The sequence below is a fragment of the Rhizobium ecuadorense genome (assembly GCF_001187535.1).
GTDB lineage: Bacteria > Pseudomonadota > Alphaproteobacteria > Rhizobiales > Rhizobiaceae > Rhizobium > Rhizobium ecuadorense.
Map to the genome: position 1 here is coordinate 68,825 of NZ_LFIO01000935.1, position 25,006 is coordinate 93,830.

The following is a 25,006-nucleotide window of genomic DNA, read 5'->3' on the forward strand; positions in this document are numbered from 1 at the left end:
CCAGGTCCATTCATGAAACCCTCTCGCACGCAGGTCAGCAGGTCGCTTCCCGCGACGATCCTCATGGCATCTGCAAGGTGATTGATGACCGCCGCGACCGTCCTTGTGCGCCCATGCGGGCTCCGCCGGCCGTCGACGACACCCCGGACGGAGTGAGCAGCACGTGCGACGCCGCGACGAACTGGTCCAGGTCCATCGTGTCCGCCACTGCGTGCCCAGGGCGCATTACGCATAATGATCCGTCCAAAGCCCCTGAACATCAATGTCTCGCGGGAAGACGGAAGTCAGAAACTGGTGCTGGTCGATGCGGGCGCCGGCACTCTATAAGGCCCCATACCGGCTTCCCCTGTGGGGCGATATCGTCCATGTCGCCGCAGTGCAGTTTGCCGACCCAACGGTCACGATCGGATACGATGTCGACCAGGCTGAGGCCGAACGCGAGAACTGGCGCGTCTTCGACGACGCAGCAAGGAACCGGAACATGATCGGCGGCGCGTACCTTCCCTTTCCGGGCCTCGGCCACGTGCGCGACAGCGGCGACAAGACCTGCGCCTATGTGCCGTTGAACTAGCTGTCGACCTAAGCCCAGTCCTGCTTCCGGAGCGCTCGACTTGTCGAGGGATGGCCGAGCCAGGCGTTGACGAGGCACAAGGGAATGCGCTAACGTTAGCAAAAAAAGGAGGTCGATATGAAGATTGTGCGCTACCAGTCCGCCGATGGCATACATTACGGGGTCGAAACCCAAGGCAGGGTCGAACGGATCGCCGGCGATCCCTTCAAGGCTATCGAGCGGACCGGCGAGGTGGATCACCTGTCCAACGTCAGGCTGCTATGCCCGGTCGATCGACCCCGGATTTTTGGGGTTGCCTACAATTACCGAGAGCACACCAGTGAATCCGGAAAAGAGCAGCCGACGCTGCCGGTTCTGTTCATGAAACCCAGCACGGCAGCGAGCGGAAACGGAGATGCCATCGAATATCCGTGCGACGGTGAAATCGTGCATTATGAAGCTGAGCTTGTCGCCATCATCGGCAAGGGCGGACGCCATATCGGTAAGGAAGATGCCCTGCAGCACGTCCTTGGCTACACATGCGGCAACGATATCAGCGATCGCATCATTCAACGCCAGGAAAGCAAGTTCGGCTGCCTTTTGGCAGGCAAGGGTTACGATACCTTTGCCCCGATGGGCCCGGCCATCATCACCGATCTTGATCCGACCGATCTGGACGTCGTCCTTCGTCAAAACGGGACGGTCAAACAGTCGGGAAACACGCGAGATCTGGTCTACTCGGTGGCCGACATCGTTGCCTATCTCAGCCGTTTCATGACGCTTCTGCCGGGCGATGTGATCATGACCGGCACGCCGCCCGGCGTTGGCCCAATCCAGCCGGGCGACGAGCTCGAAGTCGAAATTCCCGGCATCGGCATCTTGAACAATCCTGTCGTCGCCGCCTCTCGCCAGGCCTAGTTTTGCATGCGGAAAGATTTCGATTGACCTCAGGTCTCGGAATGCTATTTATGCAAACGTTAGCACTTGGCTGCGTTTGAGGCGTTTGCCTAGGCGATTTGGGCAAGTCGATTTACGACGGCAAACTAAGGGTGGAGAAATGGCACGAGTAAGATATGTCTCGAATTCGGAGTTGGCCGAGACGGAGCCGGCGCTCAACGCGCGCCTGCTGAACGAAAGGAAAGTTCCAACGGGAAACATCTTCCTTGCGCTCGCCAATGCCCCGGCGATCCTCAACGACTTCCTGACTTACGCCAATGCCGTGCGTGCAGCCGATCTCAGTCCCAAGCTAAGAGAAATGGCTATCCTTACCGTCGGCTATTGCACAAATTCCGAATACGAGGTGAGGCACCATCATTCTCATGGCCTCAAGGCCGGGCTGTCGGAGGAGCAATTTCACGCGATACCGAACTTCGAAACTTCCGAGCTTTTTGACGAACAGGAAAAGGCCGTAATGGCGTTTGCCAAGGAGTCGACGCTCAACGTCGATGTTTCCGATGAGGCATGGAAGGAGCTGGCGAGGTTTTTGACCGAAAAGCAGCTTGTCGAGCTCGCCATCAACGTTGCCTGGTATAACTCCGGTGTTCGTCTGATGGGCGCGCTGAAGATCGATCTCGAAGAGGGGTATCGATGATGGATCGGTCAACGGGGCGCTTTTAACCTCGCTGGCTTGCCACATGATTTTGGCGGCGGCTCATCTTCGCAATCCGGAGCTATCAGCGTCTTGCCCTGGGCTGGCGGATGAATCACGGCCAAACAAGAGAGGTGCACGTTGCGTGAGACGTGCACCTCTCCGCTCTTGAGCAGGCGTTTACCGACCTATGGAGCGCCGGTGCTGCCGCGAATGACCAGTTGGGGCGGGGAAATGAAGCTATAGGGCTTGCTGAGGTCGCCCTTGTTCTGCAGGTGGTGCAGGAACCAAAGCCCGCAGGCGGTCGCCAACTCCGAAACGGGCAACTGGACGGTCGTCAGTCCCGGACCCCACCACCGATATCCGAGCTCATCGCCAAATCCGACGACCGAAATATCTCGAGGAACGCTCAAGGCCTGGTCCTGGATTTCGTCAATGACTCCGGAGGTGTTTTGTACCGCACCGATCACAAGCGCTGTCGGTCGATCCTTCAGGGAAAGCAGGCGGCGCACGGCTTCCCGTCCGAATTCGGGCGAGGAGGGCGCGCCCAGCTCCTCGTGAACGATGATGGCTCGGCCGGAGCTTTTGACGGCGTCCCGAAAGCCCTGCACTCGCGCCGCGCCGGTGGGCAGTTCTTCCGTGCCGCCGATATAAGCGATCCGTTTGTGACCTGCATTGATGATATGTTCAGTGCTCTCGTAAAGCGCCCGTCTGTCATCAATCCCAAACCATTGGTCGCCGAGCAGCGGTGCCTTTCGCAGCAATTGGATATGAGGCGTCATCTTCAGGATCCGCGCAGAATCGGGATGAGGCTTGGCGCTCGGGACGAGAATGATCCCGGCGACGTTGACGCTTGTGAGTTCCTTGATGTGACGAAGCTCGTGCATGCGGTCGTCGTCGGTTTCACACAAAGTCAGTTGGTAATTCGCCGATAGAAGGCAGCGCGAGAGAGCATGGGCGATCGTTGAATAAAAGCTGTTCCTGATATCTGGAACGATCAGCCCGACGAGATTACTCTGAACGCCGCGCATCATCCGTGCGGCGCGATTGGCAACATACCCCGCCTGAGCTGCCGCTTCGTTCACCTTTCGCTTCATCTCGGCGCTGATGCGGCGATCGTCGGCAAGAGCGCGGCCGACGGTCGAGGGGGAAACTTGAAGTATCGCGGCTATGTCTTTAATTGTTACCATTGTGCCTGGCTCGAATGATCGCTTTGGCCAACGATAGCATTGATGTCGCAGATGTCAAACCTTCCATACCGTTTAAGTAGCAATGATTTTATTTTTGCCCGTGCTACTCGGTCGCGATGATGGATTGCCGGATAAAATAGAAATATTTCAGTCCATTAATCCCGGTCCCGGGCTTGCCGTGCCAACGGCGCAACGGTCGCCGCGGAGCTTGGGTGCCAATTAACGTCGTCAAAGCCGTTGACATGAGGGCTGTGCTGTGGGACGAATGTTTGTGCGAACGTTAGCGCAAACGGGAGGAGGCATAACGTATGGGTGTTCTGGTATTCCTGGCATCGGTCATCACCTCAGCAGGGCGTGGATCCCGATGACCGCCGCTCTCTTCTTGCAATCCGCTGTTGGCGGCGTCCTGTTGGGCGGGATCTATGGCCTGCTGGCGATGGGTCTCAGCCTGAGCTGGGGCCTGTTGAGGCTGGTGAATCTCAGCCACTTCGCGCTGGCTTTCCTTGGCGCTTACCTGACCTACCAGCTTGGCACCGTTTATGGCGTTCCGGCATTCTTGAGCGCTCTTCTGATTGCACCGCTGTTCTTTGCGCTCGGCGTTGCCCTGCACAGCGTGTTCGTGCACTTCAAGGTGAAGGAGTTCGCCTCTCTGCTGGTGACGTTCGGCGTCACGATCCTGATCGAGTCGCTGATCCAATGGGTCTGGTCGGCCGACTTCCTTCGTTACGAAACACCCTATGCCCAGACCACCATCCGGCTCGGCCCGATCTTCGTGCCCGTGCTGGACCTTTCGGCCTTTGTCTGCGCCGGCGTGCTTGCTGGGAGCGCCTGGTACGCGTTGAACAGGACCATGCTCGGCAAGGCGCTGCGTGCCGCTGCCCATGACGCCCCCGTAGCGTCGGCATTCGGAATCAATGCCACGCGTGTGTCATATATTCTGGCCGGCCTTTGCTCGGCGACAGCCGGGATCGCCGGCGTCTTCATTGCCCTGATCGGAACTTTGGCGCCATCTCAAATCGAGGCCTGGATCGGCGTCGTATTTGCTGTCGCCATCATTGGCGGATTGGGCAGCCCCATCGGGGCGCTGGGTGCCGGAGTGCTGATTGGCGTGGCCGAGAGCCTTACCATGTCCGTCGTCAATCCCGCCTGGGCGCCGCTCGTGGCATTCAGCGTGCTCATCGTCATCCTCCTGCGTAAACCGGTGATTTGACCATGAAAAAGCTTCTCATCACAGCACCGATCGTGGCGATTTTGGCCTCGCTGCCTTATCTGGGAATGGCGGATTACTACCTTTCCTACCTGTACATCATCTTCTTCTGGGTCGTGCTGGCAACGAGCTGGGGCATCCTCAGCGGTTACACGGGCTACTGGAGCTTTGGTCACGCCGCATTCTTCGGGATTGGTGTCTATACGACGGCCACGTTGACGACGCAGTTGTCCTGGCCTTTCGTCGCCACGATTCCTGCCGCGGCCCTGCTGGCGGCCGCGGTCGCCGTTCTGATTGGCTTGGTTGTCTTTCGCTCAGGCGCTCTGCGCGGTGAGTTTTTCGCGCTGCTGACGCTGTCGGTGACGTTTGTCATCGCGGCCATTGTGTCGAACACCTCTCTGGACTCCGGCACAGGCGTCTTCCTCTCGGGGATCGAAATCCCGATGATCGGCGCGACGGCGTCCGGTTCCCTTTACATGTTCGGGCTTATCGCGGCTCTTGCGGCGCTGGCCACCTCATACTTCATCTTTCACAGCAAATTCGGTCTGGGCTTGCTGGCAATCCACGACGATGAAGACGTCGCAGAGGTGAAGGGCGTTCCGACGTTCCGCTATAAGCTGATCTCGTTTGCCGTCTCGTCGGCGCTTGCCGGTGCAATGGGTGCGATCCACGCCGTATATGTCGGATACGTCACGGTTGGTGAGACATTTGCTGTGACCGTGCCCCTCTATGTCGTGCTCATGAGCATTCTTGGCGGTACGCGCCATTGGGCCGGGCCTGCGATCGGCGCGGTCATGATCACCGTGCTGCAGAGCGCTATCGTCAGCGGCGCTCATGCGGAATTCGGCCGTGCGGGCGTGGCCCTTGCGCTGATCGTCGTCATTCTGGTGCTGCCGTCAGGCATCGTTCCCAGCCTTATTCGCAGGTACGCCGGCAAACGCAGCGGAATTGGCGCAGCTAAGGCGGCTGCCCAGGCCGTTACTGAGCTCGCCCCATCAACCGCGGCAGGTTCGGATCCGGTGCTGCTCAAATGCGAGGATGTCACCAAGTCCTTTGGCGGTATCCGCGCCTTGACCGGCGTGAGCCTGGACGTCTGGCGCGGCGAAATCCTGGCCCTGGTTGGGCCGAATGGCTCCGGCAAATCCACACTGATCAACATGATCAGCGGCCACTACGCCATGACCTCAGGTACGATCACTCTCGAGGGCGAGGAGATCTCCGGTCGATCACCGCACTGGATCGCGCAGCAGGGCGTGGCGCGGACCTACCAGATCCCGCGTTTGTTCGACAATCTGACCGTCCTCGAAAACGTTGAGCTCTGCGCGAAATTCGGCGGTGCGGATGGCATGGGCCCGGCTGCGACCGACGCAGTCGCCAGGGAGGCGCTCGCCTTCACCGGCCTGGCCGACAAGGCCAGCGTTCTGCCCGACGCACTGAACCTGCATGACCGGAAGTTTGTCGAATTCGCCAGGGCGCTGGCTGCAAAACCGCGGCTGCTCCTGCTCGACGAGGTGCTTTGCGGCTTGAATCCGGCCGAGGTCGACCACGCGGTCGAAATGATCAAGCGGATCAAGGCCGGCGGTACGACGATCATCTTCGTCGAACATCTCATGAGGGCGGTTGTCGCGCTGGCGGACCGTGTCGCGGTGCTGGATCAGGGCAAAGTTCTGGCGCTTGGACAACCAAGCGAAACGATGCGGGATCCGGCAGTGGTCCGCGTATATCTGGGAGGCAGTCATGCTGCTTGAGGTCGATAGGATCGAGGTCGGCTACGGAGATGCGATCGCTCTGTGGGACCTGTCCATCAGTGTAAGGCCAGGCGAGATCGTTTCGGTCGTCGGCCCGAACGGCGCAGGCAAGAGCACGCTGGTAAACGCCATCGCCGGCATTCTTCGGCCGCACAAAGGAAAGATCGTTATCGAGGGTAACGACGTTTCCAAAGTGCCGAGCCACCGGGTCTGCGACTACGGCATAGCGGTGGTCCCGGAAGGGCGCCGTCTCTTCACCGCAATGACGGTCCTCGATAACCTGCTGCTCGGTGCCTACCGCTCGCTCGCTCGTGCGGAGCGCGACGCCACGCTCGCTGAGGTGTTTCAGCTTTTCCCTGTTTTGAAAGAGCGCCAGGCTTCATTGGCGGGCTCCTTGTCGGGCGGGCAGCAGCAGATGGTTGCGATCGGCCGTGGCCTGATGGCCAAGCCGCGCGTGCTGCTCATGGACGAGCCGTCGCTCGGGCTGTCGCCGTTGATCGTCGGGGAAATGTTCAAAATCATCCAGATGATCAACGAGCGAGGCGTAGCCGTTCTGCTCGTCGAGCAGAACGTCAACAAGGCGCTGGAAATCGCCCATCAGGCCTACGTGATCGAGCAGGGCCGCGTGACGGCCTCCGGAACGCCTGAGGTTCTCATCAACGATCCAAGCATCAGGGAGGCCTATCTTGGCATCTGAAACGTCGAGCGGGAGAGTTCCCGTGCATATCAGGCGCGTTGTGACCGAGCACGGCAATAAGGGTGCTGCCAGCTTCGCTGAGGACGGTGCCGTGCCGCGCACGGACATATTCAGGACGGTGCCCGGATTGGTGTCGCGGATGATCTGGTCGACGTCGGCTTCGACGGCCGTGCCGTTCAACGGAACCGATCCCACTTCGCAGGTGACAAGCTTCGTCCCGGAGCCCGGCGAAACGCGGTTTCTAGTGCTAACGTTCCCACCGGATGCCGTTTTTATGTCGCCGGACTTTGACGGTCCGGCAGCTATGGCGGAGAATCTGGCGGTCAGTCCCGGTTTGGCCGAACGCTTCGAACCGGATGGCAAACATCAAACGCCCACCGTCGATTATGGAATCGTTCTCGACGGCGAGATCTGGATGGAACTCGACGATGGCAACGAGACCCGCTTGGGCCAGTTCGACGCCTTCGTACAGAATGGAACGTGCCATGCCTGGCGAAACAAAAGCGACGGACCGGCAACCATCGCCGTGGTGCTGGTTGGCGCACGGACCGCCGATACGACGGATTAAGAGGACGGCCTCCGAGGCCTCGATGAGCCAAAATTTCAATCTGACCATGTGGACCAACTGAACATGACCAACACCGAAATCCGAAAAGTGCAGGGCCGCCGCGTCTGGGATTCTCGTGGCAGGCCCACCGTCGAGGTAGAAATCGAGCTGGCCTCCGGTGCCATCGGCCGGGCCATCGCACCCGCCGGCGCATCGACCGGCACCGGCGAAGCTCTCGACCTTCGTGACGGCGGCAGCGCCTTTGCCGGCCTGGGCATCAACAAGGCCCTGACTGCCGTCAACGGCGAGATCGCCAAGCTGCTGGTTGGCCGGGATGCCAGGGATCAAGCCGAGCTGGACCACGCCATCATCGAGCTTGACGGCACTAAGAACCGGAGCAGGCTGGGTGGAAATGCATCGGTGGCAACATCGATGGCGCTGCTTCACGCCGCAGCGGCGGCGGCCGATCAACCGATCTGGCGATATCTTGCAGGCTCCGACAAGGGAATTACCATGCCGCTGCCGGAAATCCAGATTTTCGGCGGTGGAGCACACGCGGCGCGCCGGGTCGACGTCCAGGATTTCATGATCATGTGCCCCGCCGCCTCGACATTCTCGGAGGCTTTGGAGTGGACCGCAGAAGTCTACCGCGCTGCGGGTGAGATTATGAAACGTGCCGGCAAGCTCCAGGGCGTGGCGGACGAGGGAGGTTACTGGCCAGCCTTCACCAGCAACGAAGAGGCTCTCGATGCCCTGGTGCGCTCGATCGAGGCCGCGGGGCTGAAGCCAGGCGCCGAGGTTGCGATATCCCTTGACATTGCGGCTTCCGAATTCGGCCGTAAGGGCAAGTATTCGCTGGCGCTGGAAGATCGGCAGCTCGATACGGCCAAGATGATCGACATGCTTGGCGGCTGGTTGAAGGCCTACCCGATCGTCTCGATCGAGGATCCGCTCGCCGAGGACGATCCTGATGGTTTCAAGGAATTTACCGCCCGTTACGGCTCCAGCTGCCAGATCATCGGCGACGACTTCTTCGTCACGAATGCGGCGCGGGTGACCGGAGCGATCAAGGATAAAAGCGCCAATGCGGTTCTGATCAAACCGAACCAGGCGGGCACGATCACAGAGACGTTCGACGCGCTCTCGGTTGCCAAAAAGGCGGGTTTTCGGACAATCGTTTCGGCGAGATCCGGTGAGACGGAAGATGTGACGATCGCCCATCTGTCGGTCGGCTGGGATGCCAGGCAGCTCAAGGTCGGATCGTTCTCCCGCTCCGAACGGATGGCCAAGTGGAACGAGGTTCTCCGGATCGAGGAGGCGCTTGGAAAAGAGGCTTCATTCGCCGGCTGGTCGGCGCTGGACTTGGCTGAAAAGCCGGCCGCGGTTGCCGCGGTAGGTTAGGATTTGGATGGGCCGGTTGCGGGTCTCGCTCAAAAACGGACGTTGACAAAACAATCGGCCATTTTATGCTAACGTTAGCAACGCAGATGAGGACAACATGCTTCCGGCTGTTAATTTGAAACCTCCCTTCAACATCACGCGCTTCAGCCACGTCGTGCTTGAAGTCAACGATGTGGAGCTTAGCCGCGATTTCTACGTGAATGTCGGCGGCCTGGTTGAAACGGAATTCGCGGATGGTGTTTCATATCTCCGCGGATTGTCCGAAGCCTGCCATCACAGCCTCGTCCTGGCGCCTGCCGGCGGGCGGCCGACATGCAGGCGGATCGGGTATCGGGTATTTCTGGAGGAGGACCTCGACAAGGCCAAGGTCTTCTTTGACGAGAAAGGGCTGCCGGCGGAATGGGTCGAAGTTCGAAATCAGGGACGCACGTTGCTGGTCAGCGATCCGTCGGGCGCTCGCATCGAGCTTTGCTCCAGCATGAGCGTCCATCCCCGCAAGTTTCTCGAGGTGCATGAACATCGTGGCGCCAAGGCCCAGGGCCTGGACCATTGCCAGGTCATGGTTGCCGATCCGCTCGGTCTAAGCGCGTTCTACGGCGAACTCGGTTTCCGGACGTCCGAATATATCGCGGCGGGAGACAATCTCATCGCGAACTTCATGTATCGCAAAGGTGTCTGCCTCGATCTGGCATTGGTGCCCGGCATCGGCCCGCAGTTGCATCATTTTGCCTACACGGTTGGGGAAAGCAGCGATATCTTCGCGGTGTGCGACTTTGCCAGCCGTTATGGATATGGAGACAGTGTCGAGCGCGGCCCCGGGCGCCATGGACCATCGGGAGTCCTGTTCGTCTATCTGCGCGATCCGGATGGACATCGGGTGGAGTTCTTCAACAGCCACTACACCACGATTGACGCGGAATTGGAGCCCATTCGTTGGGACGCGGCATCCCTGAGCACCAATGTGCATTGGGGGATGCCGGCGGTGTCGAAGTGGTTCTTCGAGGCCAGCGAATTTACCGGAGTACCGCTGAAGCACCCCGACAAAATGCCGAACCCTATGACGCTGGAACGCTACGCAGAAGAGCTGGCGAAGAGCTGAGACCTGCTGCGGTATCGCGGATGGCAGGAGACTGACGTGCTGCGACAGCCGTGAGCGCGATGACATGCTGGAAGCACTTGGGAGGATGAGATGAGTGCGAACTCCATTATATTGAACAGACGTGCATTTCTCGGATCTGCCGCCGCCGTGGCAGCTTTCGGCTCGATGCCGAGGGCTTTCGCGCAAGCAGGGCCGATCCGAGTCGGAGGAACGCTGCCGTTGACAGGACCGCTTGCGGGCGTCGGCGCCATCCATAAGCTCGCGGCAGAACTGTTCGTCGAACAGATCAACGCCAAAGGCGGTATTCTCGGACGAAAGGTGGAGTTCGTCCTTCTCGACGACCAATCGCTTCCCGCCAATGCTCGAACGCTCTATGAGCGCCTGGTGACGGCCGATAAGGTCGACCTGCTGATGGGGCCGTATGGCACATCCTCGATTATCGCAGCCATGGGCGTCGCCGCCCGTTTCAAGAAGATGCTTGTTCAAAGCAGCCTCGGGGACCCGAGTCTCGCACCCTATCCGCTGCAGTTCCCGTCTCTTCCGATCGGGGCCGAGCCGCAGTTGACCGACACTGAGATCGTTCTCGATGCCTATGCCAGCCTGCCGACTCCTCCGAAGACGATCGCGTTCATCACCAGCAAATTCCCGTCGGCTCTGACGATCGCCAAGGGCGGCCAACAGGTCGCCGAGAAGCGTGGCATCAAGAACGTGCTGGAGCTTGAATACGAGTTCGGTACCAAGGACTTCGGCGCCATCGCCAACCGCATCAAGGCGGCAGATCCGGATCTGTTGTGGTCCGGTGCGATCGGCATGGAGGCCGTGCAGCTTCTCGATGCCATGAGCCGGATCGAATACCAGCCACGGAATCAATTCTACCTGTTCCCGGCGCCCGGCCCGACCGCAGCGCACCCCAAAGCCAACGGCTTGACCTCGCTGACCTGGTTCGAAGAGCACGAGCCGTTCCTCAAAAATCACGGCGCTCAGGAATTCGCAACAGCTTATGACAGCAAGGCGGCGGCGGCGGGCTTCCCGTATCCGCACGCCGAGTATCAGGCCGCTGTCGAATATGCCGCGTGGCAAATCCTTGCAGCGGCGGCAGAAGGGGCAGGGACGTTGGACGATGCCGCGATGGCTGCGTGGTTGCGCGCAAACACCGTCGAGACGGTCGTCGGTCCAAGGACTTTCGACGGCAAGTTTAATGCCGGCAAGCCTTCGACGAAGCTCAAGCAAGTTCAAGGGAAGGATTGGGTGACTGTCTGGCCTGCGGATTTCCGACCGGCTGGGAAGGAGTTTCTGGCCCTCTGACGAAAGCCGCACGGCACTGCCGCGCACCTGTCTGAAACTGAAAAAATGCATTCGGTCGGGCAAGGTCCGACCGATGTCCCTATGGAGGAGTTAATGGTTAAGACTATGATCGCCGCTCGGCTGCATGCTCTGCATCAGCCGATGTCGCTGGATGAGATTCCGGTTCCCACGCCCCGGCCCAACGACGTCCTGGTGCAGGTCAGGGCCTGCGGTATCGTGCCCAACATGGCCAACGTCATCAACAATTGGCCGACCTGGTTTCCCCACCAGCCGCTGCCGAAGTTTCCGGCGGTGTTTGGCCTGGACCCGGCCGGGGTCGTCGCCGAAGTCGGCGAAGCGGTCACCAATGTCAAAATTGGCGACCGTGTCTATGTCAGCCCTCTCAGATCCTGCGGTTCCTGCAAGGCGTGCCGCTCAGGCAACCGCAGTCAATGCCGCTACTACACCTTGAATGGGTACTTCAGCACCAGCCGCGACGGTCAAAGAATCTTTGATCTTTATCCCTACGGCGGCTTCAGCCAGTACATGACGGCCCCGGAATACTCACTCGTATGCCTGCCGGACAATCTCAGCTTCGAACAGGCCGGTCGCTTCGGTTACCTCGGGACATCCTACGGCGCCCTGAAGAATGCACAGGCCGGACCCGGCCAGGTCTGCCTGATCGACGGGATCACAGGCACGCTCGGCGTCGCGGCCACCAAGCTCGCTCTTGCAATGGGCCTCTCCAAAATTCTGGGCACCGGCAGAAACAAGGAGCTGATGGACCGTATCAAGGCGATCGCTCCCGACCGCATCGACACGATCATGCTCGGCGAAGGCTCGACTGGAGAATGGGCGAAGGCCCAGACCGGCGGCGAGGGAGTGGATTTCGTTATCAGTGCGCTGGGTGCCAGAGCCCCCGCCGCGACCGTCGTCGACTCGATGCGCGGCGTGCGTCGCGGCGGCCGTGTGGTTGTCGTTGGCGGCGTCGCGGAAGATGTTCCGGTCGATGTGAAGTGGCTGATGGACGAGCAGGTTCAGCTCATCGGCTCGAACTGGTTCAGCGCTGCCCAGGGGCAGGAAATGGCCGACATGGTTCGCACCGGCGCGCTCGACCTGTCGTATCTCGAGCACAAGATCTATCCGCTCGAGCGAGTGAACGAAGCCATTTCAGGCATTGGGGAGCGCGATGGCGGCTTCAGCAACTACGTGGTCGTCCCGCCGATCCCTGCCTCCTGTCAGTAACAATGACCGGCGCCGGCGATAGCCGGCGCCTACCTCACGCGAGAAGAGAGAACATGTCCATGAAAGATATCGCGGTCCTGGTCGGAAGCCTTCGTCAGGCTTCGATCAACCTGAAGCTTGCCCGTGCAATGCAGAAAGTGGCGCCCGACGGACTGAATCTGGAAATCGTACCGATCGGCGATCTTCCGCTCTATAATCAGGACCTGGAGACGGACACGCCGCCGACGGAGTGGACGTCCTTCCGTGAGCGCATCAAGGCTTGCGATGGCGCAATCTTCGTGACGCCGGAATACAATAGATCCGTACCCGCGGCCTTGAAGAATGCGATCGAAATCGGTTCCCGGCCGTTCGGGAAAAGCGTGTGGGATCACAAGCCCGGTGCGGTGGCCGGGGCTTCTCCGGGCCTCATTGGTGGCGCCGCCGCCGCACTTCAGCTTAGGCTTATGCTGACCAACATCAACGTGCCGACCATGCCTCAGCCTGAAGTTTACCTCAGCACGGCCGACAAATTGGTCGGTGACCATGGTGTATTCCTCAACGAAGGAACCCAGAAATTCATTGAAAGCTTCCTCGTTGCGTTCGAAAGCTGGGTCGCTCGGTTCTGAGCCGAGCCAGATGCGAAGTCGCAATTGCCATCGCGGAAAACAGCGCGATGGCTTTTACTCAAGATCGCGGGCGACGTCGCGTCTGCAATCAACCGTCTTCGAGGCCCCTGAGGATCGAGTTATGCCGCGCTCAGAAGTTCAGCGCTAACCGGCATTCCCATATGAAAGCCCTGGACGCGGTCAATGCGAAGATCCTTGAGCAGGGACAATTGTGCTGCCGTTTCGACGCCTTCCACCAGGATCGTATTGCCACGATTACGGATGAGGGCAATCATGTCCTGAAGCATCGTCAACCCGCGCGGGTTGGAGCAGTCGTGCAGGAAGGTTCGGTCGACCTTGACCGTCTGAAACTCGATCGCCCTCAGCCACGAGAGGCCCGCGAAGCCGGAGCCGAAATCATCAAGCCAGATTTCGACGCCGAGAACCCGCAGATCTGCAATGCATTTAAGCACCTCCGACTGCATATCCATATCAAGGCCCTCGGTGACTTCTAAGGCCAGCCGCGACCCGCAGACCCCGCACCGGGCAAGAATATCGGCAACACTCGCAGCAAAGCCGGGAGAACGCAGCTGTATGGGCGACACATTGACGCTGACGGTCGCCATGCGATCGGTCATCAGTATATCGCGGCATGCCGTCTCGATCGCCCATTTACCCAATTCGAGGATTGCCCCCGTACGCTCCGCAACCGGAATGAATGTCTTCGGCGAGACCGCGGTGCCGTCCGGCATCCGAAGCCGCATCAAAGCCTCGACGGCTCTTGCTTTGTCGTTGGTCACGTCGAAGATCGGTTGGTAAACGAGAGAAACCAGTTTGCGATCAATGGCGGCCGTCAGCAACGGGACGAGTTTACCGGCATTGTCGTCGGGGCGGGGCAGCAACGGATCAAACCTGCGAATGCAGTTTCGGCCACTTGCTTTGGCATTGTAGAGAGCAAGATCGGCCTCACGCACTAGTCGTTCGACTTTCTCCCCCACTTTCTCGCGGGTGAAGGCGACGCCAATGCTGACGGTTACGATCGGGCTATCATCAGGACGCCCGTCGTGCGCAATCGCAAGAAGCTCGACTTCCATTCTGATCTTTTCGGCCAGGTTCATCGCGAACTTGGGAATCCCAGCCGGCATGACCACGATGAACTCCTCGCCGCCATACCTGCCGATCATGCCGCCGGACGATTCTACAACCGCCTTCAGCGCATTGGCGATGACAGTCAGGCATCGGTCTCCTTCCTGATGCCCGTAGCGATCATTGAAGCGTTTGAAAAAATCGACGTCGATGAGGAACACCACGAAGTCGCGGCGTTCGTCCTTCCAGGCGGCCCAGCATTCGTCGAGTCGCCGATCCAGCGCGCGTCGGTTGCTGATGCCCGTCAGGTAATCGGTATTTGAAAGCTCGAGCAGCGACCGGCCACGCTCGGACGCTTCCCAGTGCTGATAGCGAGCCTCCGCCGCGTTCAGCAAAACGTTTCGACGCTCGATATTCAATCGCCAATTGATCGAAGTCGTGAAGACAAAGCAAGAAATGTAGAACATTCCAAAAGCAAGCTTGTAGGTCTGGCTCGAAGGAAAAACCACCTCGATCGTAATGAAAAATGCGCAGAGCACGAAGCTGGAGGTAATCACCGACAGCCGAAACGGAAAAGTGAAAAACAGGTTGGCGCCCATCATGAAGATGGCGCCAAAAATCATGTAGTATGACATGGCCGTGACGTCACGGGTGCCGATCGCCGGGTAAAGCCAGCCCACATAACCCACAAGCAGTGCAGAGGCGCATGTGACGTCCAGCCAGACGGTTTTCGCTTTTGCCAGTCGCAAGGCTTCGAAAACCAACAGCGCGATCGTCGCAACCACGAATCGCGCGGCGATCGTCACAGGCGCAACGTCAGGAATAAGCCATTGGTCGGGAACGGCGAAGGACACGTAAACGGCGACCGCGATCCAAAGACCATGCCGTGAGCTTTGCCTTTGGACAGCATCATTTTCAGCTTCTAGAGACTTGCAAGCCTCGGAAAAGGAAAAGCCGCCGGTTGATTCATCGCGCTGCACAGGAGCGTAAGACGCGTTCATGCAACGATACCAGCCTGGTTACGATCTAAAGAAGGTAAAAAGTAACCCATGCTTCGGCGCCCTCCAAAATGTCATTCGGCAACCTGCGACTGGTTTGTCTTATTACTTAACATTCGTAGAGGAGCAGGTTCCCGCCCGCAATAGTAGAATTACTCCTATCCCGTGTAGATTCCAGTCGCATCCCATTTCGAGGTTGATTATGCTTAACGCGATGTCAACGAGGTCTCGATATGGCACGAAATCTTGTCTTGGATGGTGAAAGTCTTGTTGTGCCCGGTGAAATGCGTAAGGCCGCAAGGAGGTTTGCTGCGCCAAATCCCAGCGACCTTGTTGTCGCGAAGGCGGAGCTTGCCATCAGCCTGGACGTGTCAGCCCGTCAGTTCAAATCCGGCGTTGCGCCTAATGCGATAATCGAGCGTCTGGCTGAAGCCTTGCATCAGTTACGGCGTCGCTTTCATCCGCAGGTGTGGGACGTCATCGTTCCGATCGCGCAATCTCATCCAGTTGCTCACTATCTGCATCAAGATCCTTTGACCCGCTGGTCGTTTGAAAAGCCGCGCGGCTATTCCGGCGATGCACGTCTTCTCGACTTCATCTACGGCAGGCCTGAGGTCGAGGACGCCGTGGCATCGTCGAGCACCTTGGGACGTTCGATCTACGCCTATACTCGAAATGCTTCGTCATCCATCGCGGTAAGGGAGCGTCGGGACATTCTGGCGCGCCGCGTAGACGAAATCGCTTCGGCTCGGCCTGGTTCCACCGAAGTCCTGGCCATCGCGTCGGGGCATCTTCGGGAGGGGCCCTTGTCGCGCGCGCTCGGCGCCGGCGCGATCAAACGCTGGGTGGCTTTGGATCAGGACCCGGTGAGCGTTGGAACCGTAGCCCGCGATTTCGCCGGCACATCCGTCGAGGCGGTCAACGGGTCGGTCAAATCGCTGCTCGGCGGAAGGCATGCGCTGGGAATGTTCGATTTCGTCTATGCCGCGGGTCTCTATGACTATCTGCCGGACGCGGTGGCCGTGAAGCTGACCAAGAAGTGCGTCAGTATGCTTAAGCCTGGCGGCATCTTCCTATTCGCCAACTTCTCCCCGGAGACGGACGTCGATGGTTATATGGAGACATTTATGAACTGGGCGCTGCTGTTGCGGTCAGAACGCGAGATGGGCGTGATCGCCACCGAGAGCGTGACTGGGGCGGATGTGAAGGTGTCTGTTTGGCCCGGCGCGAACCGCAGCGTTGTCTACTGTGAAATTGAACGACAGCCCTAAGCATGTCGCGCAAAAGTGCGCAGCGGTTTTGCGCCACATGCGCAAAAACAAAGAGCTAAAGCGCGAGGAGCGAATCCCAGAGATCACGACGCGCTTTTGGCCGTACGTGGGCCGACCTGCAATGGCGCGTGCCACGCTCACCGCTATCGTCAACGGCTATGAGCAGAGCCGGAGATATTCAGCGGCAAAGAAATAATGCCGCTGCCTGAGGAATGGCTTCCGTTATGGAAACCAGGCTTGTGCCACGTCAACCAGCTTTTGCCGAGGCGACACGATCAGCGGGATAGCGGCTTTGCGAACCGTTTCGCGCTGAAATTCGTCGGTGATGTATTCGACGGGCGATTTGCCGTCGACCCGGGCGAGAAAGAGGGCGGGCAATAAGCTTGCGGCCCGCGCCTCGAGAGCGTCCCGATCCTCCCAGTCGACCTGATCCATGTAGGCTGCCGTCAAAGCCGCGAATGACGATGCGAGCTGGGATGCCGCCTTTCCGACAACGATCTTCTTCAACAGCAGATGGTTGAGGCAGAATGCCAAATCGAAAGCCGGATCGCCGAACCAGGCGCATTCGGCATCCAGGAACACGGGGCCGTTCTTCCCCAGCAGGATGTTCTTCGGGCTGACGTCGCCGTGGACCAGCGCCAGCCTTGTTTCGGCCGTGCGCCGAACCAGCTCCGCCAGGCGATCGCTGACGAAAGGGTGTTTGACGGCAGTCGCCACCAGGTATGGCTCAAGCCGGAGAGCGTAGAAGTTCGGTCCGGAGTCGAACTTTTGCGGCAATCCAGATGTCCGGGCACTGACGGAATGGATCTGTCCCATCCGCTGGCCCGTCGCCTCTGCCGCCTTTCGGTCAACGCTCCCGTGGAGCAGGGCGGTCTTCCAAAGCGGATACTCGTCGCCGGCAAGAAACTCCATTGCGAAAACACCGGAGGACGCGTCGTGCGCGAGAGGCTTCGGAACGGCAGAAGGGAAATGCTGCGCGACGAAGGAGATCCAGTTCCATTCGTAAACATTTCTCGACACCGGCGCTTGCCAATCGGCAGAGACCTTAAGCTTGGCAAGTGCGCGTTTCACGCAGATGAGCCGGCCGGGAAGCTCCACACGGTAGATATCCGAGGAAACACCACCCGTCAGGGGCTTGTAGATCGCTTCCTCGGAAGCGCTCTTCAAGCCGCTCTTCAGCAAGAAATCGTCGAAAATCGTCGTCTCGGCTACAGACATGAATAGAGCGTCCTTGCGGCGTTAGCGGCGGGGGCTGTTGCGGGCTTGTTCAGGCATCTCTCCGCAGAGAACCCTGACGACCTCCTCCGCTGCCCGGCGACGCAGCTCGATCAGCGAGGCATCCGAGGAGAAGGCGACGTGTGGGGTGATCATCGCTCCGGGGTGAGCGATCAGCTCCGGTGGAACGCGTGGCTCATCCTCGAGGACATCCAGGCCGACGCCGCTCAGAATGCCGGAGTCCAAGCCTTCGATCACCGCGGCAGTGTCGACGACGCCGCCTCGGCTAACGTTGATCAGCAGGCTTCCACGACGCATCCTAGAGATGGCGTCCTTGTTGATCAGATGACGCGTCGCAGGCGAAAGCGGCGCATGGACAATGACGATATCGCTCCTGGCCAGAAGCGTGTCGAAGTCGGCAAGCTCCACATCGGCAGGGATATTCGAGGCATGGGGATCGTGTGCAACCACCCGGCAACCGAGTGCCTGCATTTTTGCCGCCGTCGCACGGCCGATGCGACCAAAGCCGACGATGCCGCAGGTCAGCTCCGAAAGCCTGCGGAGATTTGCCGAAGCAGGGTCCCAGCGGCCCTTGCGAACGTCGCGATCGAAGTGGATCAGGCCGCGGGCCCAGGCAATTGCAAAACCGACGGCATGGTCGGACACTTCTGCGACGCAATAGTCGGGAACGTTGGTGACCCAAATCCCCCGCTCGGTCGCCGCATCGACAGCGATATTGTCCAGGCCGACTCCGAGGCGAGCGACGATCTTCAGATTGGGGGACGCATCGATCGCCCTCTCGCTGACCTGAGCCCAGCAGGTCAGGATGGCGTCCGGCCGATGCTCTGCCGCCAAAGCGTCGATCTCAGCAGACGAAGACGGCTCGGCAGGGCCGCTGACGAGGGTGAAACCGGCCCCCTCGATCACTTCGCGCTCCACCTTGTCATCCGGCCAGGCGTAGTCCGTCAACAGCACGGTCCGTGTCATGATTTCCTCCCAGTTTGTGCAAACGTTAGCGCAATATTTTTGCCGAGGTCAAGAAAAATAGGCTTACGCCATCCGCATTGGCGGCTCGCTAGCCGCTGTTTCGCAGCCCGGCGGCAATTCCGTTGATGGTCAGATGCAGCGCCTCTTCCGTATCCTGGTCGCGTTCGCCGGCTCGGTGACGGCGAAGAAGGTCGATCTGCATGTGGTTCAGCGGATCGAGGCAGGGAAAGCGGTGATGGATCGACTGTTTCAGCGCCGGATTGTTCTCCAGCAGCGAGGCCTGATCCGTGATGCCGAAGAGCGCGGCCGTCGTCGCTTCCCATTCGTCTTTTATGCGCGCGAAGATTTTCTCATGGCCGGCAGCGTCGGGGGCAAGGTCCACGTACCGGGCCGCGATCGCCATGTTGGTTTTGGCCAGCACCATCTCCATGTTCGCAATCAGCGTCTGGAAGAAAGGCCAGTCCCGATGCATCCTTTGGAGGGTTTGCAATCCATCGGGATGTCTGGCCAGCCACTGTCTGACGGCCGAGCCAAATCCAAACCAGCCCGGCAACATGATACGGCTCTGTGACCAGCCGAACACCCAGGGTATTGCACGAAGGTCTTCGATGCGGCGTGACGAACTGCGTGAGGCTGGGCGGCTGCCAATATTCAGCTTGGCGATTTCGCCGATGATCGTGGCTTCCCAGAAGAACCGTTCGAATCCCTCGGTTTCGTAAACCAAAGAGCGATAGGCGGCAAAAGCCAGGCCGGACAGCTCCTCCATGGCATCAAGATAGCGGGGATCCGGCTCTTGTGCGTCGGAAGGCAGCAAGGACGCTTCCAGCGTCGCGGCGATAAGAAGTTCGAGATTTCGGCGACCGAGTGCCGGATTGGAATATTTCGCTGCAATGACTTCACCTTGCTCCGTCAGCCGGATCGATCCGGCAACCGCGCCGGGAGGCAGGGCAGTGATGGCTTCATAGCTTGGACCGCCGCCGCGTCCGACGGAACCGCCGCGGCCGTGAAACAGGCTGAGGCGAATGCCTTCACGCTCGAAGAGCTGAATGAAGGCCATCTCTGCCTTATAAAGCTCCCATCCCGACGTCAGATAACCGCCATCCTTGTTGCTGTCGGAATAGCCGAGCATGATTTCCTGTTTGCCGCCGAGCGCTTCCAGGTATGGCCGATAGGCCTCGCTGGCCAAAACTGTCTGCATCACGTCATGCGACCTTGAAAGATCCGAGATCGTCTCGAAAAGCGGTATGATGTTGACTGACGCCGCGTCAGGCTCATCGGGCCGGAACAGCCCCACCTCGCGGAACAAGACCATGACCTCCAAAAGGTCGGAAGGGCTTGCGGCCTTCGAAATGATGTAATTCGGGATGCTGCCGCGGCCATAATGCTGGTGGGCTTCGGCGGCTTCACGCAGCACCGAAAGCTCGGACATCATCTCGGCCGAATAGGTCTTGAGCGGTGTAATCAGCAGCTGAGATGAGCGGAGCTCCTCGGTGAGCAGGCGCATCTTGTCACCCTCGGTGAGCGCCTCGTAGCCGGTGCCAGGTCGCACCTTCTCGAAAAGCTCGTGAACAACCCGCTGATGGACCTCGGAATTTTGTCTGAGGTCGAGGCTGACAAGGTGAAATCCGAAGACGTCCACGGCGCGTTGCAGCCTGCGCAATTTTCCAGCAGCGATCTTCTCTGCGCCATTGGCTGTCAGGGATTTGCTGATCGTCGCCAGGTCGTCGGCGAACTCAGCAGGGCACGGGTAGGAAGGGGCAATCGCCACGGGTTCGCGCACCAATTCCGTGCTGCCAAACTTACGGGCCGTGGCCGCCAGGCGAGCATAGATACCCGAGATCGCCAGGCGATATGGCTCGTGCCGGCGCTGCTCCGATCGATCGGGAGAGTCGGTCGCTAGGCGCTGAAGGTCCCGCGAGACCTTCACATACCGATCATCCAAGGAAAGTTCCGCTCCGAGGCTGTGCAGTTCGCCGAGATAGAAAGAGAAAACCCTCTCACTCTGCAGCCGGAGCGCCTCCCTCAGGGTCTCGCCGTTGACATAGGGGTTGCCATCGCGGTCGCCGCCGATCCACGAACCCATGCGCAGGAACGGCGGCAGCGCCTCTTGACCGAGGCTCCAAGACGAAGCGCGAAGTTGATTTTCGAGAGCTTCATAAACTTCCGGAATAACGCGGAAAATGGTGCTGTCGTAATAGGACAAGCCATTGAGGATTTCATCCACGACCTGCAGTCGCCGACCTCGCAAGCTGTTCGTTTGCCAAAGCGTTGTCGTTGCTCTTTCCAAATCCTCCTGATATCGATCCGCCTCCTTTGCAGTCAGGCCGGCCTGATCGAGCCGGCCCAAGCATCGGGCAAGCTCCTGCTCGATGTCGATAACGCTCTTGCGCCGAACCTCGGTCGGGTGTGCCGTGAAAACAGGCGAGACGACCGCTTCAGACAGCAGCTTGCGGATATCTTCCGCCTCTACCCCGGCGGCGGCCAGAACGGAAAGCGATCTGGCAATCGTTCCCGACATGGCAGGTTCGCCATCGACGATGCCGAAGCGCTGCACTCTGGCTTGATGAGCGTCTTCGGCGATGTTCACCAACTGAGAGAACTGGCTGAAGGCGCGGATCACGCGCTTGAGGGTGCGGGGAGGCATGTCCGCGCAAAACGGGGCGAGCTTGTCGCTCAACCGCGGGCTGGTCTTTCCGTGGCCGGTCACCGAGAGCGTGCGGACCTGTTCCACGATCTCGCGGGCCTCCTTGCCGTCGCTTGCTTCAATAGCGTCGCACAACAGGCGGCCAAGGAGCCGAACGTCCTTCACCAGGGCTCTGCTGGCCGAAAGGTGTCTGCCCTGCAGGCTTGCTTTCTTCAACTGAAGGTGCAAATGCGCATTCCTTGTGCTAACGTTAGCATAAACTGGCAGGATTTGGCCGATGAGTCAAGAACGCTCGCAATCGAACTTGGGTAGCGGTCCAATAGGCCCGGATTACCGGCCGCTATTGCAACCAATCCACATCAGCCGGCAACGTCTTTCTGATAACGCGCTGCCTCTTCCAGAAGCCATGCACGGAACGCCACGACAGGACGGAAGTCCTTCCTGCTGAGTGGCGCAACCGCATAATAGGCGCTGGGGCTTTTGACCTGATGCGGAAAGGCTTGAACGAGCTGGCCATTCGCGAGTTCGGAGTCGACGAGGAAAAGCGGCATCAACGCGAGCCCCAGTCCGGCGATGCATGCCTGGGCCACGTTGCTGAACTGTTCGAACCGCATGGCCTGCGATGGGGTGCCGCTGACCTGGAGGCTCTCGAAAAAATGGCCCCAGGCCCCCGGACGGGACGCCATCTGCAGTAGCGGCAGGCGAAGCAGATCTTCGGCCTTCAAGATGGGATGCGAACTGAGAAAAGACGGGGAGGCGACCGGTGCCACCATTTCCTCCATGAGAAATGTGCTTTCCGCACCCGGCCAGTCAGGCTGGCCGATATGGATGGCCATATCGATGTCGTCGCGGTCGAAATCGAACACTCCTATGCGCGTCGCGAAGTTCAATGTGATCTCCGGATGTCTGGCGACAAACTGCGGAATGCGCGGCATCAGCCAGCGGGTGCCGAATGTTGGCAAGATGGCGAGATTGAGCTGATCGTTATGCTGTTTGGTCATGGCATGCAATGAAGCGGAGCGGATTTCCGCCAGAGCGCTGGCAATAGCCCGCGCATAATCGGTGCCGGCCTCTGTGAGAATGACGCCGCGGCTGGTGCGCTCGAACAGCAAAACGCCCAGCTGTTCTTCCAGCGCAGCAATCTGCCGGCTGATGGCGCCCTGCGTCAGGGAAAGCTCCGCGGCCGCCGCGGAGAAGGTGCTCAGCCGTGCGACGGAATCGAAGGCCGCCAGAGCGGAGGTCGAGGGAAGCAGTCGTCGCGAAAGGTTTGCCATAGGCTATTACTATAGCTCATGGGCCAATGAGTAAACCTCGCTTTCGCAATGCCGGAAAAACGGCTTTCATTCCACCAAATCGAACTGCCAAAAACCTCAACGGGAGGATGACGATCTTGGCCTTTTCTTGGAATGACCCCTTTCTGCTCGATGACCAGCTGACCGAAGATGAACGGATGATCCGCGAGTCCGCCGCGGCTTTCGCTGAATCCGAACTCTTGCCGCGCGTCCACGACGCCTATCTCGACGAAACGACCGACCCGGAGCTGTTCAGGTTGATGGGGCAGACTGGTCTTCTCGGTATAACGCTGCCGGAAGAATACGGGGCCGCGAACGCATCATACGTCGCTTACGGCCTTGTCGCTCGCGAGGTCGAACGCATCGACTCCGGATATCGCTCGATGATGAGCGTGCAATCCTCGCTGGTCATCTACCCGATCTTCGCCTACGGCTCCGACGAGCAGAAGAAAAAGTACCTGCCGGGCCTCGTCTCGGGTGAGCTGATCGGCTGTTTCGGCCTGACCGAGCCTGATGCCGGCTCTGATCCCGGTGGCATGAAAACCCGCGCCGAGAAAATTGAAGGCGGCTACCGATTGCGCGGCTCGAAGATGTGGATCTCGAACTCGCCGATTGCCGATGTCTTCGTCGTCTGGGCAAAGTCCGAGGCCCACAACAATGAAATACGCGGCTTCGTTCTCGAAAAGGGCATGAAGGGACTTTCGGCTCCGAAGATCGGCGGCAAGCTTTCGCTGCGTGCCTCGATCACAGGCGAAATCGTGATGGACAGTGTCGAGGTTACCGAGGATGCGCTCCTGCCCGGCGTTTCCGGTCTCAAGGGGCCGTTCGGCTGTCTCAATCGCGCCCGTTACGGCATCTCCTGGGGCGTCATGGGAGCGGCCGAGGACTGCTGGTTCCGCGCTCGTCAATATGGCCTGGACCGCAAGCAGTTCGGCAAACCGCTTGCAGGGATGCAGCTCTATCAAAAGAAGCTCGCCGATATGATGACCGAGATCACGCTCGGACTGCAGGGTTCGCTTCGGGTTGGCCGCCTGATGGATGAGCACAAGATGGCCCCGGAAATGGTGTCGCTCGTCAAGCGCAACAACTGCGGGAAGGCGCTGGATATCGCGCGGCAGGCCCGGGATATGCATGGCGGCAACGGTATTCAGATCGAATACCATGTCATGCGCCATGCGCAGAACCTGGAAACGGTCAACACATATGAAGGCACCCACGACGTCCACGCCCTGATCCTTGGACGGGCCCAGACGGGCCTCCAGGCGTTCTTCTAATTCCCCATAAACTGTTTGGCAGAGATCGTCCTTCAATCTCCGGATCAACGAGAGGCAGCATGCCTATAGCGAATAAGATATCTACCGTCGCCGTCATCGGCGCCGGCCAGATGGGGACTGGCATCGCGGAAGTCGTGGCGAAACACGGGTACGAGGCAATGGTCTACGACCTCGATGGCAATCGGGTTCGCGCGAGCATCGAAGCAAGTGCCGGATATTTCGAACGGCAGGTCGAATCCGGCAAAATGCCGGGCGAGGCGGCTGCGCAGGCGATCTCCCGAATAAAGGGAGCATTCTCGCTCTCGGATCTGGCGAGCGCCGATTTGGTCGTCGAAGCGGTCAGCGAGAATGAAGACGTCAAGAGGAAAGTCTTTACGGGCGTCTGCCCCGTCCTGAAGCCCGAGGCGATCCTGGCGACGAACACATCGTCGCTCTCCATAACGCGGCTCGCCGCGTCGACCGACAGGCCCCATCGCTTTATAGGGATACACTTCATGAATCCGGTACCGGTTATGAAGCTGGTCGAACTGGTTCGCGGCATCGGAACGGATCAAGAGACGTTTGCCATCGCCAGGGATTTCGCCGAATCCATCGGCAAGACCGTCACCGTCTCCGAGGATTTTCCGGCTTTCATCGTAAACCGCGTCCTCATCCCTATGATCAACGAAGCGATCTACACCCTGTATGAGGGGGTCGGAAACGTGGAAGCCATAGACACCGGCATGAAACTCGGCGCCAATCATCCGATGGGGCCGCTTGAACTGGCCGACTTCATCGGTTTGGACACATGCCTTTCCATCATGCAGGTCCTTCACGAAGGGCTGGCCGATAGCAAATACCGCCCGTGCCCGCTGCTGGTCAAATATGTCGAGGCCGGCTGGCTCGGTCGCAAGGCGCAACGCGGGTTCTATGACTACAGCTACACGCCGGCTCGGCCAACTCGCTGACCCCATCGCATTCCAACATCGAGATTATCAGGCATTTATCATGACCGAAGAACACGCAGACGAGAGCCGCGAGAGCATGGAATTCGACGTGGTGATGGTCGGCGGTGGTCCGGCCGGTCTTTCTGCGGCGATCCGGCTGAAGCAGGTCAATC

21 protein-coding genes are annotated in these 25,006 nt (G+C 59.5%); 15 read left to right on the forward strand and 6 right to left on the reverse strand.

Translation table 11 applies throughout. The features are described 5' to 3' along the window. Positions 1-262 precede the first annotated feature (262 nt). The 3 genes from AF337_RS16525 (at position 263) to AF337_RS16535 (ending at position 2,141) form a co-directional block, all read left to right on the forward strand. Positions 263-571, forward strand: coding sequence for an MBL fold metallo-hydrolase (locus AF337_RS16525; protein WP_193393631.1), 309 nt, complete (start codon positions 263-265; stop codon positions 569-571). Between the two features lie 117 nt (positions 572-688). After that, the gene (locus tag AF337_RS16530) at positions 689-1,468 is read left to right on the forward strand and encodes a fumarylacetoacetate hydrolase family protein (RefSeq protein ID WP_049732885.1); all 780 of its coding nucleotides are present in this window, start codon (positions 689-691) and stop codon (positions 1,466-1,468) included. Between the two features lie 172 nt (positions 1,469-1,640). Next, on the forward strand, positions 1,641-2,141 hold the full coding sequence (locus tag AF337_RS16535; protein WP_244471273.1) for a carboxymuconolactone decarboxylase family protein: 501 nt from the start codon (positions 1,641-1,643) through the stop codon (positions 2,139-2,141). Between the two features lie 185 nt (positions 2,142-2,326). On the opposite strand, the gene AF337_RS16540 is transcribed toward AF337_RS16535, so the two are convergent. After that, positions 2,327-3,328 (reverse strand): LacI family DNA-binding transcriptional regulator, encoded by a 1,002-nt coding sequence (locus tag AF337_RS16540; protein ID WP_049732887.1) that lies wholly within the window; start codon positions 3,326-3,328, stop codon positions 2,327-2,329. A gap of 364 nt (positions 3,329-3,692) precedes the next feature. Here AF337_RS16540 and AF337_RS16545 point away from each other — a divergent pair, with 364 nt between their 5' ends. The 9 genes from AF337_RS16545 (at position 3,693) to AF337_RS16585 (ending at position 13,161) form a co-directional block, all read left to right on the forward strand. Next, positions 3,693-4,538, forward strand: coding sequence for a branched-chain amino acid ABC transporter permease (locus AF337_RS16545; protein ID WP_193393632.1), 846 nt, complete (start codon positions 3,693-3,695; stop codon positions 4,536-4,538). Between the two features lie 2 nt (positions 4,539-4,540). After that, on the forward strand, positions 4,541-6,283 hold the full coding sequence (locus AF337_RS16550; protein ID WP_049732888.1) for a branched-chain amino acid ABC transporter ATP-binding protein/permease: 1,743 nt from the start codon (positions 4,541-4,543) through the stop codon (positions 6,281-6,283). Further along, complete coding sequence (locus tag AF337_RS16555; RefSeq protein ID WP_049732889.1) at positions 6,273-6,980, forward strand: ABC transporter ATP-binding protein; 708 nt, start codon at positions 6,273-6,275, stop codon at positions 6,978-6,980. The genes AF337_RS16550 and AF337_RS16555 overlap by 11 nt, the downstream gene beginning before the upstream one ends. A 40-nt stretch (positions 6,981-7,020) precedes the next feature. Further along, positions 7,021-7,548, forward strand: a complete 528-nt coding sequence (locus AF337_RS16560; RefSeq protein ID WP_244471274.1) for a cupin domain-containing protein — start codon at positions 7,021-7,023, stop codon at positions 7,546-7,548. A 63-nt stretch (positions 7,549-7,611) separates the two neighbouring features. After that, positions 7,612-8,928, forward strand: coding sequence for a phosphopyruvate hydratase (gene eno, locus AF337_RS16565; protein WP_049732891.1), 1,317 nt, complete (start codon positions 7,612-7,614; stop codon positions 8,926-8,928). 97 nt (positions 8,929-9,025) lie between these two features. Continuing rightward, positions 9,026-10,027: a VOC family protein gene (locus tag AF337_RS16570; RefSeq protein WP_049732892.1), complete on the forward strand. Its 1,002-nt coding sequence runs from the start codon at positions 9,026-9,028 to the stop codon at positions 10,025-10,027. Positions 10,028-10,174: 147 nt separating this feature from the next. Then, complete coding sequence (locus AF337_RS16575) at positions 10,175-11,332, forward strand: amino acid ABC transporter substrate-binding protein (protein WP_244471275.1); 1,158 nt, start codon at positions 10,175-10,177, stop codon at positions 11,330-11,332. A gap of 105 nt (positions 11,333-11,437) precedes the next feature. Further along, positions 11,438-12,556, forward strand: a complete 1,119-nt coding sequence (locus AF337_RS16580; RefSeq protein WP_190238022.1) for an alcohol dehydrogenase catalytic domain-containing protein — start codon at positions 11,438-11,440, stop codon at positions 12,554-12,556. A 53-nt stretch (positions 12,557-12,609) separates the two neighbouring features. Then, entirely contained in the window at positions 12,610-13,161 is a 552-nt protein-coding gene (locus tag AF337_RS16585; protein ID WP_049732894.1) for an NADPH-dependent FMN reductase, read from the forward strand. A gap of 119 nt (positions 13,162-13,280) precedes the next feature. Here AF337_RS16585 and AF337_RS16590 read toward each other — a convergent pair whose 3' ends face one another. After that, positions 13,281-15,227, reverse strand: coding sequence for a putative bifunctional diguanylate cyclase/phosphodiesterase (locus tag AF337_RS16590; protein WP_049732895.1), 1,947 nt, complete (start codon positions 15,225-15,227; stop codon positions 13,281-13,283). A gap of 230 nt (positions 15,228-15,457) precedes the next feature. Here AF337_RS16590 and AF337_RS16595 point away from each other — a divergent pair, with 230 nt between their 5' ends. After that, positions 15,458-16,495: a class I SAM-dependent methyltransferase gene (locus AF337_RS16595; RefSeq protein ID WP_049732896.1), complete on the forward strand. Its 1,038-nt coding sequence runs from the start codon at positions 15,458-15,460 to the stop codon at positions 16,493-16,495. Positions 16,496-16,717: 222 nt separating this feature from the next. Here the strand turns inward: AF337_RS16595 and AF337_RS16600 are convergent, their stop codons facing one another. From AF337_RS16600 to AF337_RS16615, 4 genes are all read right to left on the reverse strand, one after another. Beyond that, positions 16,718-17,713 carry a phosphotransferase family protein gene (locus tag AF337_RS16600; protein WP_049732897.1) on the reverse strand — a complete coding sequence of 332 codons (996 nt, stop codon included), beginning with the start codon at positions 17,711-17,713 and terminating at the stop codon, positions 16,718-16,720. A gap of 21 nt (positions 17,714-17,734) precedes the next feature. Next, entirely contained in the window at positions 17,735-18,697 is a 963-nt protein-coding gene (locus tag AF337_RS16605; RefSeq protein ID WP_049732898.1) for a C-terminal binding protein, read from the reverse strand. Positions 18,698-18,785: 88 nt separating this feature from the next. Further along, a complete protein-coding gene (ppc, locus tag AF337_RS16610) occupies positions 18,786-21,569 on the reverse strand; it encodes a phosphoenolpyruvate carboxylase (protein WP_244471276.1) in 2,784 nt (927 codons plus the stop codon). Positions 21,570-21,700: 131 nt separating this feature from the next. Then, a complete protein-coding gene (locus AF337_RS16615; protein WP_049732899.1) occupies positions 21,701-22,615 on the reverse strand; it encodes a LysR family transcriptional regulator in 915 nt (304 codons plus the stop codon). A 107-nt stretch (positions 22,616-22,722) separates the two neighbouring features. Here AF337_RS16615 and AF337_RS16620 point away from each other — a divergent pair, with 107 nt between their 5' ends. Beyond that, a complete protein-coding gene (locus AF337_RS16620; RefSeq protein WP_049732900.1) occupies positions 22,723-23,907 on the forward strand; it encodes an acyl-CoA dehydrogenase in 1,185 nt (394 codons plus the stop codon). A 59-nt stretch (positions 23,908-23,966) separates the two neighbouring features. Continuing rightward, positions 23,967-24,854 (forward strand): 3-hydroxybutyryl-CoA dehydrogenase, encoded by an 888-nt coding sequence (locus AF337_RS16625; protein WP_049732901.1) that lies wholly within the window; start codon positions 23,967-23,969, stop codon positions 24,852-24,854. Positions 24,855-25,006: the final 152 nt, after the last annotated feature.